The sequence below is a fragment of the Streptomyces sp. NPDC002888 genome, assembly GCF_042888465.1.
Taxonomy (GTDB): Bacteria; Actinomycetota; Actinomycetes; order Streptomycetales; family Streptomycetaceae; genus Streptomyces.
Window position 1 is genome coordinate 170,387 of record NZ_JBIAPU010000015.1, and the last position, 15,082, is coordinate 185,468.

Here is a 15,082-nt window from a genome sequence, read left to right on the forward strand (position 1 = left end):
GGAGACCTTTGCACGCCCCCGATGACTCTCTCGCCTCCTTCGCCGCCGTCCTCGCCGGCGAACTGCCCGGCCAGTGGAGCAGCCAGTACCACCCCGACCGCGAAGACAACGACTACGACGAACTGGCCGTCGATGTCTGGGACATGGACCAGGTCGCCGATGCCATGGCCGAGTACAGCCTCGACCACTGCGCGGTCCTGACCCGGCGCGTGGACGGCACGCGGCTGTTCGTCATGGACCGCAAGGGCCACGACGACGGCTTCCTCATCGCCGCCATGGCGCCCAAGGACCTGCCCATCGAGGCGTTCCGCGACGTTCGCGAGCCCGACGGCATCGCCGTCGACGCGGACCCCTTCCACGCCGCCAAGCACGTCCGGCTTCGCCTGCTGCCCCGCTACGACCAGGCCCTCGCCCAGGTACGGGACAACGCCTCCCGCCTTGCTGCGGCCCTGGCCGACGAGCAGCGCGTCGTGATGACCTGGTCCGGCGAGGACCTCGTCGTCGCCAAGCCCGATCGCGACGACATCGCCCGGGCCCTGACCGAGTACGGCTTCACCTTCGACACAAGCCGGAACGTGTTTGTACTGTCCGACGGCGACTCAGCCCGGGTGGCCGCGTCCGTCCGCGCAGCCGGCCACCGTCTGTCCGAGCTGGGTGTCGGCGTCCTCCTGTCCCGCCCGACAGGCCGGGCCGCGCTGGACATCACACCTGCCCAGCGGCCCACCCCGCCGACTCCGGCCCCGCACCGAACCCGGTGACAGGCCGGGCCCCTGGTGGCGCGCCGGAGTTCTTCGTCCTCAGCTACATCACCATCACCCACGATCCGCGCACGCAGCTCGTCGTCGCCATCGGCGGCGACGAACGCGCGGCCGGCATTCTCCAGACGGCCGGAGGATTCATCGACGCCCCGGCCCCTCGCGGCCCCTACCACCGCCAGCCCCACACCATGGCTGTCGACGAGCAGCGCACCGGCGCCACCGCCGCAGCCCTGGCTCTGCTACAGGCCGGCTACAGCGTCCACCTCGACCCCGCCCTCAACACCCTGAGCAGGCGAGACGAGGACCGGCAGGCCGCCCACCGCTACCTGGACCACCTCGCCGAACGCGCCCGCAACGCCAGCGGCGGCCACGAACTGGCCTCCATCCTCACCGAGATCGTCGCTCCCGACGACGGTGTGCTGCCCCGCCTGCGCGACATCCTGGTGTCTCTCTGGACGCGTTGGGACGACCGCCTCCACGACGCCGGACGCCCAGCGGCCCCCGCCGAGCAGCTGATCGACACGGTCAACGGCCTGTCCCGCCACACCCAGCGGCTCCAAGACATCCGCAACCAGGCCGCCCGTATCCCGGCATCTGCTCCATCCCCCGGCACCACGGCCAAGCCCGTCCCCGCGGCGCCCGGCCGGAGCCGCTGACCGCCCCTCTTCCGCCATAGGAGCATCCACCCGATGGGTAACCGTGCCGACGACGAAGGCACCGACGTCGAGATCTACCGCAAGCCCCTGACCGACACCGTCCACGCCGACACCCCCACCGGCGCCCCCGAACAACTCCTTGCCCTGCTCGACCGGCTCGGCTTCGAACGCAAGACCGTCTCGCCCGCAGGCACCGCGGGACCGACCTACGCCTGGCACGAGGCCCCGAGCCACCTCAGCGAGGACGAGAAGAAGCGACTGGCCACCCGCGCCGTCCCCCCACTGCTCGCGGCCGGATACGTCGTCCACATCCCCGACTACCTCTTCGACCAAGCCGCCTACCTCAGCGCCGCGGACGAACTCCGCACCCAGCGAGCGGCACCGGCCACCGCCTCGCCCGCGCCGGCCGCCCGGCCCCGCCGTACGCGTGGCTGAATCACCCCGGCCCTCGGCCCGTCCCACAGGAGTCCACTCCCCGGTGCCCCAACGTCCGCCGCAGGCCGTCCCGTATGTCCTGGCCTCGCCCGGCTACCTCGCCGGCGGCGGCGACTGGGAACACCTGACCGAGCTGCTGCTGCACGGCCACGGCTGGCGCAACGTGTCCACGATCGACCAGCACACCGCCCTGGCCAGCCCCGACGGACGCCTCCACGTCATCCTCAACCGACGTGCGGACTGGACCTGGACCCTGCACGCCACCACCCCTGACGGGCAGGACTGGGCAGTGCTCCTCGGCGCGCACCTACCCGTCGAGTACATCACCGCCATGGTCAACGCCCTGCTCCAGCCGCCGCCCACCGGCGACCGGGCGGTCCTCGACCCGTTGCGTGCAGGGGGCTGGACCGAGCAGGCCACCAGTCCCGGGGCCTCGGCCGTGTCACCGGACGGCCTGGTCCACTTCACCGAGGAACCCGCTCACCCCAGCGCACCGAGACCCTGGCGCGCCGCCTGCACCGTCAACGGGTACCGGTGGTGGACAGCCACCTTCAGCACCCGCACCCCGCCCGGCATCGTCACCGCGTTCACCCGCAGCCTCGCCAGCGACGATCCGCTGCCGCGGATGGCCATCGGAACACCTCTGTACGGCTGCGGGCCCTACACCCGTCTCACCCCGACACCACACACGTATGAAGACGAGCAGGCGCTGCTCAAGGCCCGGATCGCCGACGTCCGCAGCCGCCGCGTCACCGGACCAGGCACCGCCACACCGCCGCCGAACCCCATCGGACGCACGCCGGCAACCCGCACGCGGTGAGCCTCACCCCTCTCGTCGACGTGCACCGCACCACCCCGTTCAGGAGATTTCCGTACCCCGCACCTCCCCTCGCCCCACGCCACCGCCGATCACCGCCGAGCGCCGGCCCCGTCTGGCCGTCTTCCTCTTCCGCCGCTACCTGCGCGCATGCATCGTGCGCGCCCCCGCCCAGCCCCATCAGCTTGCCGGAGGGCGACCCGAGACCGTGCTGGATGAATCCCGGCGCCTCGGCCACCACACCTGACCCCCACCCGTCTGCCTCCAGGAGGCCCGTGACCGACCCGCCCCTCCACTCCATCCCCCACGCCCGCGCGATCGCCGAACAGCTCGGCCAGCTCACCAGTCAGCTCGCGCTCGCCCCACCGCGCGAGGCCGCCCACATCCTCGCCACCGTCCTCGACCGCGACGTCGGCATCCTCGGCCACTTCACCCAACTGATGGCCACCGGCTCCCAGTTCGCCAAACGCACCTCCGAGCAAGGCATCCTCCCGCCCGAGGTCTGGCTCGCTGTCGGCCGCGCCGCCAACGAACTCCACGACATCGGCCTCGACCTCGACGAACACACCGAAGCCCTCGACGCCCTCGCCAGCGCCGTGGCACCAGCTCCCACGACAGCGCCGAAACCGGTGCCTACCGCCATGGTCGTGAGGAGACGCCGGTGAGCAGGAAACAGTGGACCGGCTGGCGCACACCACGCGCCGGAGGCGAACAGGCCGAGCAGCACTACCTCATCGAACCCCGTCATCTCGCCGGCGGCGGCAACCTCGGCCACGTCACCGAGTTCCTGCGCGCCTCCGGCTGGAAGGACTCCTCCCACCAAGGCGGCCCGTTCGTCTTCGACAGCCCCGACCGCACGATCCGTATCGGCTACGACCCGCACACCCAGCCTGGCGGCTGGACCATCTCCGGCAAGTCCGCCGGTGCCCAGCCTGCGTGGCATGCCACCTTCGGCCGGCAGACCCCGGTGGAGATCGTGGCCGGCGTCACCGACGCCCTCACCCGCCCCCGCTCCGCACACGCGCCCAACGCTTGGACTCCGCTGGAGCAACAGGGCTGGACCAGTGAGCGCGGCGAGGACCAGTCGTTCACCGCCGTCCATCCCGGCCGCGACACCTGGCTGCAGTACCGTCCCGGCGAGCGCGGCCAGGACCTGTGGTGGGCCGGGGCCCGCACGGAACACGGGCAGACCTGGGACGCGGTGTTCACCCCCACCACCCCGCTGCATCTCATCGAGGCATTCGCCACGGCGCTGGCCGACCCGCAGCCGGTGATGCGACCGCGGGGACATGTCCCGCCCACGAGCCGGGTCCGCACCACGTCCGTCTCGGTGCTGCCCTCCCAGCTCTCCGCCTGGCAGCAGGCCCGTATCACCGCCGCCCGCGCCGCTACCTGGGCCCGCTTCGCCACCACCGGCGCCCGCAAGCCGTCCCGCACCGCGGGCCCGTACGCCACCGCCGGTGGCCGACGCCGCTGACCCGCCTCGGGCAGCCCTCGCCAGGCGCCCGTTTCCCACCCCCACGCACGAGGAAGTTATGACCGACCTGACCTTTGACGACACCCTCACCGCCGAAGATATCCACAGGGCTGTCCACAGCCTGGCCCGGCTCACCGCCCATCTGCGCACCGGCCCGGAGAACACCGAAGCCGCCGCTCTGCTCGCCCCGCTCGTCCACGCCGCCCCCGCCCTCATCGACACCGTCGCCCAGGTCCTGCGTGAGGTCTCCCGGCTCCTGGCCCAGCACGCCGACGTCCCGTGGGACGCGACCGTGACCGACCTGGTGCGCGAGTATCTCGACGCCGCCACGGCCGTCGATCAGCTGCGCAACCCGCTCAGCAAGACACTGAGCCTGCTGGAACAGGCCCCGATCCGTACCGTGCACGGCGATGGCGGGGGGAGCGGTACATGCCGGTGACCGAGCGGCAGTTGGCCGGCTTCCGACGCGACCACGAGTCGACGATCCTGCATTCCACCAGTCCCCGGCACCTCGCGGGTCCCGGTGACGCCCGCCACGTCACCCACGCCCTGCTCGCCGCCGGCTGGACCATCACCTCCGACCCGGCTTCCCCCGAGACTGAGGTCACCAGCCCCGACCTGCAGGCACGGCTGCAAGCCGCACCCCAGTTCAACCCGTCCGGCAGCTGGTGGCGCCTCACGGTCGAGCCGCCCAACTCCCGTAGTTGGTATGCCTCGTTCACCCATCAGGTCCCGGCCGAGATCCTGGCCGGACTCACCGACACGCTCCTCACCGCTGCCCCTGCGGACCGGCCCGATCCGTGGGACCTCTTCCGCACAGCGGGCTGGAGCGTCACCCAGAGCGAGAACGGAACCGGCTTCGAGGCCCGCTCGCTCGACCGGCGGGTGGTCGTTGAATACAGCCGCCCCTACGACGACGAGATCTCCTCCTCGTTCTCCTGGCGGATCCGCACCCGGGAGTACCCCGCCGACGCCGCCGAGTCCGCTTTCGACGGTCGCCCTGTCTGGAGCGGCTGGCTCGACGGACACGCCCCCGCGCAGGCCATCGCCGGTTTCGTCGCCGCCTTGACCAGCGCCGAACCGCTGCTGCGCGGCTGGGGCCGGCACAACTGGCACCATGACGTCCAGCACGAGCGAACCAGCCGGACCGGCGCGGATGTCGCCGACGCTCACCAGCAGCGTCTCAAGCACGTCCAGGCCCAGGTCCGCGCCGCGCGACGCCGTCAGCGGCTGGACACCGCCCCCTCCTCGGCTCACGTCGGCGCCTCCAACTCCTCGGCGGCTCGTACCCGATGACTGATGAAAGACCCCCTGTGGCCTCCCCACCCTCCCCTCCGAGGGTCATCCACCAGCAGCGCCTCGACCAGCTCGCCGAGTTCCTCCACACCGGCGAACAGATCCTGGCCGCGTGGGACGCCTACTCCGACGAGCACACCGACCCCGACAGCTGGCCGTACGACGACGAGTCCTACGGGCGGCGCGCCGCCCGCCGCGACGCCGACGCCTGGATCGCCGCCGCACAGATCCGCCCCTTCGCCCGCGAGCTGGTCTCCACCGCCGAAGTCCAGCTCCAGCAGCTCCCCGCCCGGGCCGTCCAGTCCCACTGGGCGTGGCACCTGGCGGGCGCCGAAGACGCTCTCGACCAGCTCGACGCCTTCGAGGAGGACTATCGCGCCCGCCTCGACGACCTGCCGCCCTCCGCCCGGCCGGGGACAGAGGCATACGACGACCTCTTCGACGCCCGCAATGCCGAGGCATGGCACGCACTCAACGAGCTGGCCCTGCACGCCCCCGTGATCCTCGCCATTCACACGACGACCCAACCCACCCCGCCTCGTCTGGAGGCCGTCGCTCCTCGACCCGCTCCATCGGCTCCCGCTGCCGCGGCGCCCGTGGCACGGAGGTGAGCCGCATGCGTTTCCTGCCTGACGATGCGGCCGACGAACTCCTCGTCACCCCGCCCTGCCTGGCCGGGGGCGGGGACCCGCGCTGGGTCACCGTGGCCCTCCACCAGGCCGGGGGATGGCGCTATGACCACACTCCGCTCTCCCCGATCGTCCATCTGGTCCGGCCCGACCAGCAGGCCGAGCTGAGCCTGTACCCGGACCCGGACGAGCCGTGGTGGACGATCCTCCACGCCCCCACCGACGAACACCCCGCCTGGTACGCCCGGTTCGGGGCGCGCATCCCGGTGGAGATCCTCGCCGCGTTCACCGACGCCCTCACCGAGCCCGCCCCCGAAGCGGCGGCGGCGAGTGATCCCTTCGAGATCCTGTACGCGGCCGGCTGGCTGGAACACTCCGACGTCTCGGCCCCGTCCCCCGACAGCCCCGTCCGGGTCGAGCGCGCCGGCCAGGGGCAAGGCAGCTGGTTCGTCACCACCTCTCTGCCCGGCGACCCCGACACGGTGATCTGGCGCGCCCACCTCGGCGCCGACACCCCGCTCCACCTGGTCGCCGCCTTCACCAGCGCCCTCACCGACCCCGCACCGCTGCGCCGCGACCCGCTCGCCCTCCCCTTCCAGGCTCGTCCCCACCTGCGGACGGCCCCCGCGCCGACGGGCCCGCCGGGCGGGCTGGATCCGCTGGAGCAGCGCGTCCAAGACCTCGCCGCCCGCCGCCGGCGTGGCGCGCCCTCGCTGCCGCCGCGTCGGCCGCAGCCGCCACCGCGCCGTACGCGCTGACCCGGCCACACCCCTCACTCCGGAATCCTGCCCTTGTCCCACGCCTCCCCCGCCTCCTCCAGCAGCGACGGCTACGACCTCGCCTTCAAGGTGCTCCTCGGCGCCCTCGCGATCGCCGTCCCCCTGTCCAACCTCGCCTGGCTGTGCGGCAACCTCGCCGCCTGGGCCACCCACTCCGGTCCCTGGGCGCCGTACCAGCCCATCAACGCCCTCCTGCACCCCGACCAGCTCTGGCCCACAGCCGGAGAAACGACCCTGCTCATCGGTGCCCGCATCATCCCCGTCACCGTGATGATCGCCCTTGTCCTCACCGCCGCAGTCGTCTGGTCACGACACAAGAACTCCGGCAGTGGCCGGAAGAAGAAGATCGCCGGCATGGCCAAGGCGAAGGACATCGAGCCGCTGATGGCCCGGGCGATCACCGCCAAGGCCCGCTCCCTGCGCCCCAGCCTGAAGGACGCCAAGCACATCGATGCCGCTGACACCGGCATCCTCCTCGGCAACCTCCAGGGCAGCCGCCACGAGGTCCGCATGGGGTACGAGGACGTCGCCGTCGCCATCATGGCGCCCCGCTCCGGCAAGACCACCTCGCTCGCGATCCCCTCGATCCTCGCCGCGCCCGGCCCCGTCCTGCTGACCTCCAACAAGGCCGCCGGCGACGCCTACACCGCCACCCTCGACGCACGACAGAGGACCGGCCGGACGTGGTCGATGGACCCGCAGCAGATCGCCCACGCCGAACGGGAGATGTGGTGGAACCCGCTCGCCGATGCCAGGACCCTCGACGGCGCAGGCCGTCTGGCCGGCCACTTCCTCGCCGCTTCCGTGGACGCCAGCCAGCAGGGCGACTTCTGGTCCAAGGCCGGCAGCAACATCCTGTCGCAGCTGTTCCTCGCCGCGGCTCTCGACGAACGGCCCATCACCGACGTCATGCAGTGGCTGGCCTTCCCCGCCGACCGCACCCCTCTCGACATCCTGCGCGACCACCAGTTCACCGCAGTGGCCGCCCAGCTCAAGGGCACCGTCGAAGGACCGCCCGAAACCCGGGACGGCATCTACGAAACCGCCCGACAGTACGCCGCAGCCCTCCTCAACAGCGATATCGCGGCGTGGGTCACCCCGCAGAAGGACGTGTCCGAGTTCCGGCCGTCGGAGTTCATCTCGTCCACGGACACTCTGTACCTGCTGTCGAAGGACGGTGGAGGCGGCGCCAGTGCTCTGATCGCGGCGTGCGCGGACTCCGTCATGCGCGCGGCGACCGCGCAGGCCGAGCGCGCCGGCGGACGGCTCGACCCGCCGATGCTCGCGATCCTCGACGAGGCCGCCAACGTCTGCAAGATCTCCGATCTGCCCGACCTGTACAGCCACTTGGGCTCGCGCGGCATCATCCCCATCACGATCCTGCAGTCCTACCGCCAAGGCCAGAAAGTCTGGGGAGACGCGGGCATGGACGCCATGTGGTCCGCGAGCACCGTCAAGGTGATCGGCTCCGGCATCGACGATCCCGACTTCGCCGACAAGCTCTCCCGCCTCATCGGCGACCACGACGTGGAGACCACCTCGACCTCCATCTCCGACTCGGGGAAGTCGACCTCCGTGTCGATGCGGCAGGAACGGATCCTGCCCGCGGACGCGATCCGCGCCCTGCCCAAGGGCACCGCCCTGTGCTTCGCCACCGGCATGCGCGCCGCCATGCTCGACCTGCGCCCCTGGTACGCGGAGCCCGACGCCGACGCACTGACTGCCGCCTCCGCCCGCGCATCGAAGGCCATCACCGCCCGCGCCGTCGCCAAGCACGCCCCGCAGCAAAGCGACTACGGTCCCGCCGCCTGACCACCCACCACGCCCGAGCACCCCGCCGGGCTGCCCCACCTGTACCCAGCCACCGGGATGACCGATAGCCATCACCGACCACCACGACGTCTTCATCGGCTCGACCGATGACGGATGGACGTTCGCCGTCCTCAACCGCCCCATCCGCAACGCCGCCCGACACCTGACCGCAGCAGGCTTCACAGCCCGCCAGCACCAGAGCCGCACCCTCTACCTCCTGCAGCCCGGGACCGCCGAGGACGCGCATGAGCGCGCCGGCGTCGCCTTCTACGGGCTCCTGTCCCACACCATGGACCCCGTCGACCTCGCCTGGACCACGCGCTACCCCCGCACCACCGACGCCGAGCCCGAGGCGACCATGCGCTTCCACGACGGCACGGTCACCGCCACCGCGGTCACCGACCGGGCCTGCGGTGTCCTCATCCAGCACGGCTTCACTCCGACGAAGGCAACGCGGGAGTACACACTTCCCGCCGGGTTCGGTGAATCCGACGCCGTGGGCGCGGTGGTCTGTGCCGAATCCCACCTCTACACGCTCGGCGCCAGCGTGCGCGTCGACCTCGGGATCCCAACCCTCCAGGACATCCCGCCCGCGCCCGCCCGCCGTCCAGCCACGCCCGCGACACCCTCCCCGGACCAGGCCCACCGACGCAACCGCTGACCACCAAGCCCCCCGGCCCTCACCCGGAGCAGCACCATTCACCAGATCGACCTGCAAGCCGAGATCGCCCAACTGCGGCAACTCGGCAGCGCCTTCGAGGACTTGCACAGCGAAGTCCGCTCACTCACCCTCACACCCGGCACCGACGCCCGGCAGCAGCTCACGTCGAAGATCCTGTCCACGAACGAGCTGGTCCAACAGGCCATGGAACGCCTGGCCGCCCTCGACGGCAGCCAGTACGCCGCCGTACCCGGCAGCCGCCCGGCGCTGGATGCACTCGCCTCCGTCGTCTCCGCCGCCAGCATCGCCGCATCCGATCTGGCCTGCGCACTGGACGCCAATCCACTGGAGGGCGCAGCGTTTCCCGGCCCGCCAGCCGATGAAACAGCCGTGCGCAAGGCGCGATACGCGGAGGCAGTCCCCGTCATGGCGGAGCACCTCGCTAATGCCGCCCACCAGCTCGACCTGGCCCGCACTGGCTGCTACTACCTCGCCAGCGGCATCACCCGGGACCTGAAGCAGCACGCCGAACAGAACCATGCGACACCGGCGCCGAAGATCACAGACAGCCAGTACGCCGTCCTCACCCAGCTGTCCGCAGGCGGCGGCACTCGTTACGTGATCAGCCGGTACGGCGTGCTCAAGGCCATCGACAAGGACCGGGCCACCGTAAACGTCGCCACCCTCAACGCCCTCATCAGGCGACGACTCGTCGAGGTGGACACCACCACGCCTTTGCACCAGGGCCAACGCCTTCACGTCACCGTCGAAGGCCACCGCGCCCTCATCCAGCACACGCCCACCACGGCCTCCGTCCGCGCAACGGCCGTGTCGACTCCAGCGACGAAGCAGACAGCGGGACTCACGCGATGACCAGCGCCACCACACCCAACCCGCCGTCTCGTTCCACGGAGCACAGCCTCCCCCTGCCCTCCGGTCCTGCCGAACCGCCGTTGTCCACATCCGAGCTGTCGGCCATCGCGCGCCTCCTGACCTGGCAGCAGCGCGCCGCCCTACGGGTTCTGTCACGGACGCCCAGCCGAGTCCGGCAACGGGACAACGGCTCGCAGTATGTGGACACCCAAACCTCGTCGCACATCGCGATCACCACGTGGAACGCCCTGGAGCGCAAGGGCCTGGCCTACCGCGACGACACCGCCCACCCCGCGTCCCTCATCGGCCAGCGCCTGGCACTGACTGTCAAGGGACTGGCCGTCCTCAACCACCTCTCCCAGGCCACCTTCCCGTCCTCGGCAACCCAACTGTGGCCCCCCGCTCCGCCGCGGCATTTCACTTCAGCCCCCAGCGCCCTACACGCCCGGCGCCGCTGACCGCCCGTGCCCCGCGAGGCCGCTCCTCGGCATCAATCCACCCCCTCACGTGGCCAGCCGCCATGCGGACCGAACGACTTCCGTCACCAGCACTGCGTGGACGGCAACACGGCTGGCGCTATCTGATCCCCTTCTCCGGAGTCCCTCTGTGCTCAATCCGGCTTCTACAACGGAAGTTTTGTCGGTCTCCGCCACTGACGGCACTTCGCTGTCCGTCTACCGTGACACCCCAGCCCACCCACGGTCCGACGGCGCAACGATCGTGCTGGTGCACGGCGCGTCCGTCACCGCGGACCTGTGGCGCGTCCACACCCGCCACCTGACCGGCCTGGGCTTTCACGTCCTGCGCTACGACCAACGCGCGCACGGCCACACCCCGCGCGGACGAGCACCGCTCAGCGTCGAGCAGCTCGCCGACGACCTGCACCAGATCCTGCGCGCCCTCGCCCCCATCGAGCCGCTGGTGCTCGCCGGCCATTCCCTGGGCGCCCTCGTCCTCCAGGAACTAGCCGCCCGGCACCCTCAGCTCCTGCCCCGAGTCCGGGGCATGGTGCTGCTGTCGGCCACCGCGCACGGGGCGAGCGTGCTGCCCGGACTCGGCCCGCGCGCCCTGCTTCTGGCCGCCGGACGCAGCCTGTTCACCCTGACCTGCACCCACGCGCCCCAGGCTGTGGACCGGGTTCGGCGCCTGCTGCCCGCCACCCACCGCTACACCCTCATCCCCCGCCCCAGCACAGCGTCTGGCGGGCCTCCGCAGTGCCGCCACGGCGTACGCCACATCCCCACCGCCGATCTCGCCGCACTCTGGCAGTCCTTGCGCGGCTACCGGGCGCGCCACCTGCCCGTGCTGGAGCAGCTCGGCGAGCGGCTGCTGTTGATAGCCGGCGCGGACGACCGGCACATCCCCGCCGCCCACACCGCGCTACTGGCCGAGCGCCTGCCCGCCGCCCGCCTGGAGATCATCCCCCGCGCCACGCACGCCCTGCCCGTACGCCACCCGGCACTCATCAGCGCCCGCATCGCCCACGTCGCCGCCTGGCCGCACTCCCGCCCTAACCTCCCCAAGGACCCGTCATTCCCGAACTCCCCGCTTTCCGAGCAATTTCTCTAGGCGCCGGCATTCAGTCCAGCGCCATGCTCGCCCTGTCAGCAGAAGGCGTCCTCCCGAAGGTCGACTACGCGATTTTCGCCGACACGGGCTGGGAACCCAGGGCCGTCTATTCCCACCTGGACCGCCTGGAACGCGAGATAGCGAAGCCCGCCGGGATCTCCGTCCTCCGCGTCTCCTCCGGCAACATCAGAAAAGACGCCCTCGACCCAGATCACCGCTTCGCCTCCATGCCGCTCTACATCCTGAATAAGGACGGGCGACCTGGGATGACGCGACGCCAGTGCACCGGCGAATACAAAATCAAGCCGATCAAGAAGAAGGTCCGGGAACTCCTCGGCTACCCGCACCCGGCGCGCGTTCCCAAGGGGGTGTTCGTCGAGCAATGGGTCGGCATCTCCACCGACGAATTCCACCGCGCCAAGGACGCCGACGTCAAGTATATGCGCAACCGGCATCCCCTCATCGCGGACATGAACTGGTCGCGCACTGACTGCATCCGCTATCTGACCTCGCTCGGCCTAGCCGACACCCCGAAATCGAGCTGTCTCGGGTGCCCGTTCCACGGAAACACCCAATGGCGCCATATCCGCGACAACTCCCCAGAGGAATGGGAGGACGTGGTGGACTTCGACATGGCCATCCGCAAGGGAAATGCCCGCGCCAACGCCACCGGCAATAAGCTACTCGGCGAGGCATTCCTCCACCGCTCCCGCGTCCCCCTCCGCGAAGCCCCGATCGACCACGTCACCGCTGCCGAATGGGCGGCGATGCAGCAGGAACTCACGTACACGGAACCGGACTTGGAGGAGCTGGAGCAGGGCGTCATCGACGGTTGTTCCCCGTGGGCCTGCCGCGGGGAAGTCGCGCCGGTACAGGACGACTTCGGACTGGCCTCTTGATCACCCTGGACCTCTTTGCGGGGCCGGGTGGATGGAGCCATGCACTGCACGTCCTCGGTATTCGGGATGTGGGCCTGGAATGGGACGCATGGGCCTGCAAGACCCGTGCGGCAGCAGGGCAGTTGACGATACGCACAGACGTGGCCTTGTATCCGGTCTGGCCGTTCCTCGGGCGGACCGTCGGGCTGATCGCGAGCCCGCCTTGCCAGGCGTGGTCGATGGCCGGCAAGCGCCTCGGCCTGGTGGACCAACCCCTGGTCCACCAGGCGGTCTCCGACCTCGCCCTAGGCCGCGACACCCGCGAGCAGCTCCTCGCCGCCTGCCGGGACGCGCGCAGTCTGCTGGCTGCCGAGCCCATGCGCTACCTCCATGCCCTGAACACGGTGGGCGAACCGGAGTGGGTCGCCATGGAGGAAGTCCCCGACGTGCTGCCGCTGTGGCGCCAGTACGCGGCCGTCCTCCGCCGCTGGGGGTTCTCCGTATGGACCGGCATCCTCAACGCCGCCGACTACGGCGTACCGCAGACAAGAAGGCGGGCGATCCTGCTCGCCTCCCGGGTCCGTACAGCCGAACCGCCTGCTCCCACCCACGCCCAGGTCGCAGAGCCCGAGTCGCTGTTCGGGCCGGGCCGCGCCCGGTGGGTGTCCATGGCCGAGGCCCTCGGCTGGGGGGCCACCGACCGTCCCGTCCCCACCGTGTGCGCTGGCGGCGGACCAGGAGGCGGCCCAGAGCCCTTCCCTTCCGGCTCCCGCCAGACACTCGCCAACGCCCGGGAGCGCGGTCTCTGGCGCCCGCCAGTGCCCGCCGCGGACGGGACACTCGAACCGCAGACGCGTGGAGCAGGTTGGACATCCAGGCACGGCCCCCGCTCAGCCACACCCACAGATGCCTCGGCCCCCACCTTCACCAGTAAGGCCACGCACTGGAAGTGGTCACTGCGCAGCAATAACCAGGCCAACGCCACCGTCCGCCGCGTGGACGAGCCCGCAGGCACGCTCTTCTTCGGGCACCGCGCGAACGAGTGCACCTGGATCGCCGAACCCGTCGGCACCCCGCCGGAGAGCGAGACCAAGGCCGCGCCGGAGCCGATCCGGATCACCGCACGCGAGGCCGGCATCCTTCAGACCTTCCCCGCCGGCTACCCATGGCAGGGCAACAAAGGCCAGCAGTTCTCCCAGATCGGCAACGCCGTGCCCCCGCTCCTCGCCGGCCACCTCCTCGCGCCGTACCTGCGAGTGCCCCTCAACCCCGACGACTTCACCCTTGCCGCCTGATGCCCCGTACCCCCGCCCCCGACGAGGACGACAACCTCGACGACCTGCCCGACACGCATACGCCGCAGCCCGTGTACTACGCCGAGCAGGCCCTCCTCGGCGCCCTCCTCCTCGAACCCCACCGCCTCACCAACATCGCCGGGATTGAGCCCGACTCGTTCTCCAACTACGCGCACGGCGCCCTGTTCGCCGCGATCCGCGATCTGCCGACCCCCGACCCGGCCCAGCACACGCGGGACACCAGCTGGCTGAACGCGGTGCTCGCCGCCGCCCACCAGCAGGCCCGCGGGCTGACCGCCTCCTACCTGCACGCCCTGATCCAGGTCTGCCCGTGGCCCCGGCACGCGTCCGCGTACGCCCGGATGATCGAAACGGATCACGCCCGCCGCACCCTGCGCGCCCACGCCGAGCGCCTCGCGCAGACCGCGACGGACATCTCGCTCCCGCACCCTGTGCCCACCACCCTCGCCGAAGCCGACGCCCTCGCCGTCGCCGTGGACGACATCGCCGCGCGGTTCCCTGCCCACTCCGGCTCCCTGCCCCGCACCCCGGCACCCGCGCCGACCGCGACCCCCAACAACACCGAGGAGGCCGCCGAGGAGGAGCGGCTACTGCTCGCGACCGCGACGGCGCACCCTGCCGGCGTCGAGCAGATGCGGTGGCTGACCGCCGACGACTTCACGCACCCCCTGCACGCCGGTCTGTGGCAGTGCCTGACCGCTCTGGCCCGGCGCCGTGCCCCCGTCGACCCAATCACGATCCTCTGGGAGGCCCAGCAGCGCGGCCTCCTCGCATCCGGGGCCGAACCGGCAGAGCTGCTCGACGTCCTCGGAGCACCAGCCGGTTCCCCGGAGTACTGGGGCGAGCTGATCCTCCAGCGCTCAGTCCTCGCGACCGCGCACCACGTCGGCTGCCGCATCGAGGCGTTCACCGACGACCCGGCGACCACCACGTATCAGCTCGTCGTCGGCAGCCGCCGCGCGCTCGCGGACCTGTCCGCCGTGCGCACCCGTTGGCACCACGCCACCTCACCAGCGCCGACGACCGTGCCCGCGCACACCAGGGCCACAGCACCGGCCCGGGCCGGCCCACCGCGGATTATGGCTCCTCCAGCCGCGCGCATCTCCCGCTGACCCCAAACCCGCCG

The 15,082-nt window shown here is 71.2% G+C and carries 18 protein-coding genes; all 18 read left to right on the forward strand.

Annotated elements, in window-relative coordinates:
* Positions 1–8: 8 nt before the first annotated feature.
* The 18 genes from ACFYWX_RS24750 (at position 9) to ACFYWX_RS24835 (ending at position 15,068) form a co-directional block, all read left to right on the forward strand.
* Positions 9–758: a hypothetical protein gene (locus ACFYWX_RS24750; RefSeq protein ID WP_389426258.1), complete on the forward strand. Its 750-nt coding sequence runs from the start codon at positions 9–11 to the stop codon at positions 756–758.
* The gene (locus tag ACFYWX_RS24755; protein ID WP_389426259.1) at positions 755–1,414 is read left to right on the forward strand and encodes a hypothetical protein; all 660 of its coding nucleotides are present in this window, start codon (positions 755–757) and stop codon (positions 1,412–1,414) included. The genes ACFYWX_RS24750 and ACFYWX_RS24755 overlap by 4 nt, the downstream gene beginning before the upstream one ends.
* A gap of 33 nt (positions 1,415–1,447) precedes the next feature.
* Complete coding sequence (locus ACFYWX_RS24760; protein ID WP_389426260.1) at positions 1,448–1,849, forward strand: hypothetical protein; 402 nt, start codon at positions 1,448–1,450, stop codon at positions 1,847–1,849.
* Positions 1,850–1,892: 43 nt separating this feature from the next.
* Positions 1,893–2,669 carry a DUF317 domain-containing protein gene (locus tag ACFYWX_RS24765; protein ID WP_389426261.1) on the forward strand — a complete coding sequence of 259 codons (777 nt, stop codon included), beginning with the start codon at positions 1,893–1,895 and terminating at the stop codon, positions 2,667–2,669.
* A 272-nt stretch (positions 2,670–2,941) separates the two neighbouring features.
* A complete protein-coding gene (locus tag ACFYWX_RS24770; RefSeq protein WP_389426262.1) occupies positions 2,942–3,331 on the forward strand; it encodes a hypothetical protein in 390 nt (129 codons plus the stop codon).
* Positions 3,328–4,143 carry a DUF317 domain-containing protein gene (locus ACFYWX_RS24775; protein WP_389426263.1) on the forward strand — a complete coding sequence of 272 codons (816 nt, stop codon included), beginning with the start codon at positions 3,328–3,330 and terminating at the stop codon, positions 4,141–4,143. Before ACFYWX_RS24770 ends, ACFYWX_RS24775 begins: the two co-directional genes overlap by 4 nt.
* A 58-nt stretch (positions 4,144–4,201) precedes the next feature.
* Complete coding sequence (locus tag ACFYWX_RS24780; RefSeq protein ID WP_389426264.1) at positions 4,202–4,582, forward strand: hypothetical protein; 381 nt, start codon at positions 4,202–4,204, stop codon at positions 4,580–4,582.
* Positions 4,573–5,439: a DUF317 domain-containing protein gene (locus ACFYWX_RS24785; protein WP_389426265.1), complete on the forward strand. Its 867-nt coding sequence runs from the start codon at positions 4,573–4,575 to the stop codon at positions 5,437–5,439. The genes ACFYWX_RS24780 and ACFYWX_RS24785 overlap by 10 nt, the downstream gene beginning before the upstream one ends.
* Before the next feature lie 17 nt (positions 5,440–5,456).
* Positions 5,457–6,050, forward strand: a complete 594-nt coding sequence (locus ACFYWX_RS24790; RefSeq protein WP_389426266.1) for a hypothetical protein — start codon at positions 5,457–5,459, stop codon at positions 6,048–6,050.
* Positions 6,051–6,055: 5 nt separating this feature from the next.
* Positions 6,056–6,826 (forward strand): DUF317 domain-containing protein, encoded by a 771-nt coding sequence (locus ACFYWX_RS24795; RefSeq protein WP_389426267.1) that lies wholly within the window; start codon positions 6,056–6,058, stop codon positions 6,824–6,826.
* Between the two features lie 33 nt (positions 6,827–6,859).
* Positions 6,860–8,659: a type IV secretory system conjugative DNA transfer family protein gene (locus tag ACFYWX_RS24800; RefSeq protein ID WP_389426268.1), complete on the forward strand. Its 1,800-nt coding sequence runs from the start codon at positions 6,860–6,862 to the stop codon at positions 8,657–8,659.
* 289 nt (positions 8,660–8,948) lie between these two features.
* Positions 8,949–9,320: a hypothetical protein gene (locus ACFYWX_RS24805; protein ID WP_389426269.1), complete on the forward strand. Its 372-nt coding sequence runs from the start codon at positions 8,949–8,951 to the stop codon at positions 9,318–9,320.
* A 102-nt stretch (positions 9,321–9,422) separates the two neighbouring features.
* A complete protein-coding gene (locus tag ACFYWX_RS24810) occupies positions 9,423–10,193 on the forward strand; it encodes a hypothetical protein (RefSeq protein WP_389426270.1) in 771 nt (256 codons plus the stop codon).
* Positions 10,190–10,651, forward strand: a complete 462-nt coding sequence (locus ACFYWX_RS24815) for a hypothetical protein (protein WP_389426271.1) — start codon at positions 10,190–10,192, stop codon at positions 10,649–10,651. Before ACFYWX_RS24810 ends, ACFYWX_RS24815 begins: the two co-directional genes overlap by 4 nt.
* Positions 10,652–10,829: 178 nt before the next feature.
* A complete protein-coding gene (locus ACFYWX_RS24820) occupies positions 10,830–11,762 on the forward strand; it encodes an alpha/beta fold hydrolase (protein ID WP_389426272.1) in 933 nt (310 codons plus the stop codon).
* 23 nt (positions 11,763–11,785) lie between these two features.
* Positions 11,786–12,661: a hypothetical protein gene (locus ACFYWX_RS24825; RefSeq protein WP_389426273.1), complete on the forward strand. Its 876-nt coding sequence runs from the start codon at positions 11,786–11,788 to the stop codon at positions 12,659–12,661.
* Positions 12,661–13,935: a DNA cytosine methyltransferase gene (locus ACFYWX_RS24830; RefSeq protein ID WP_389426340.1), complete on the forward strand. Its 1,275-nt coding sequence runs from the start codon at positions 12,661–12,663 to the stop codon at positions 13,933–13,935. Before ACFYWX_RS24825 ends, ACFYWX_RS24830 begins: the two co-directional genes overlap by 1 nt.
* A complete protein-coding gene (locus tag ACFYWX_RS24835) occupies positions 13,935–15,068 on the forward strand; it encodes a DnaB-like helicase N-terminal domain-containing protein (RefSeq protein WP_389426274.1) in 1,134 nt (377 codons plus the stop codon). The genes ACFYWX_RS24830 and ACFYWX_RS24835 overlap by 1 nt, the downstream gene beginning before the upstream one ends.
* The last annotated feature ends 14 nt before the right edge of the window (positions 15,069–15,082 follow it).

Coding starts and splice junctions, on each gene's coding strand:
- ACFYWX_RS24760 (WP_389426260.1), top strand. CDS start 1,448: ATGGGTAACCGTGCCGACGACGAAGGCACCGACGTCGAGATCTACCGC.
- ACFYWX_RS24780 (WP_389426264.1), top strand. CDS start 4,202: ATGACCGACCTGACCTTTGACGACACCCTCACCGCCGAAGATATCCAC.
- ACFYWX_RS24785 (WP_389426265.1), top strand. CDS start 4,573: ATGCCGGTGACCGAGCGGCAGTTGGCCGGCTTCCGACGCGACCACGAG.
- ACFYWX_RS24795 (WP_389426267.1), top strand. CDS start 6,056: ATGCGTTTCCTGCCTGACGATGCGGCCGACGAACTCCTCGTCACCCCG.
- ACFYWX_RS24805 (WP_389426269.1), top strand. CDS start 8,949: ATGGACCCCGTCGACCTCGCCTGGACCACGCGCTACCCCCGCACCACC.
- ACFYWX_RS24815 (WP_389426271.1), top strand. CDS start 10,190: ATGACCAGCGCCACCACACCCAACCCGCCGTCTCGTTCCACGGAGCAC.
- ACFYWX_RS24825 (WP_389426273.1), top strand. CDS start 11,786: ATGCTCGCCCTGTCAGCAGAAGGCGTCCTCCCGAAGGTCGACTACGCG.
- ACFYWX_RS24835 (WP_389426274.1), top strand. CDS start 13,935: ATGCCCCGTACCCCCGCCCCCGACGAGGACGACAACCTCGACGACCTG.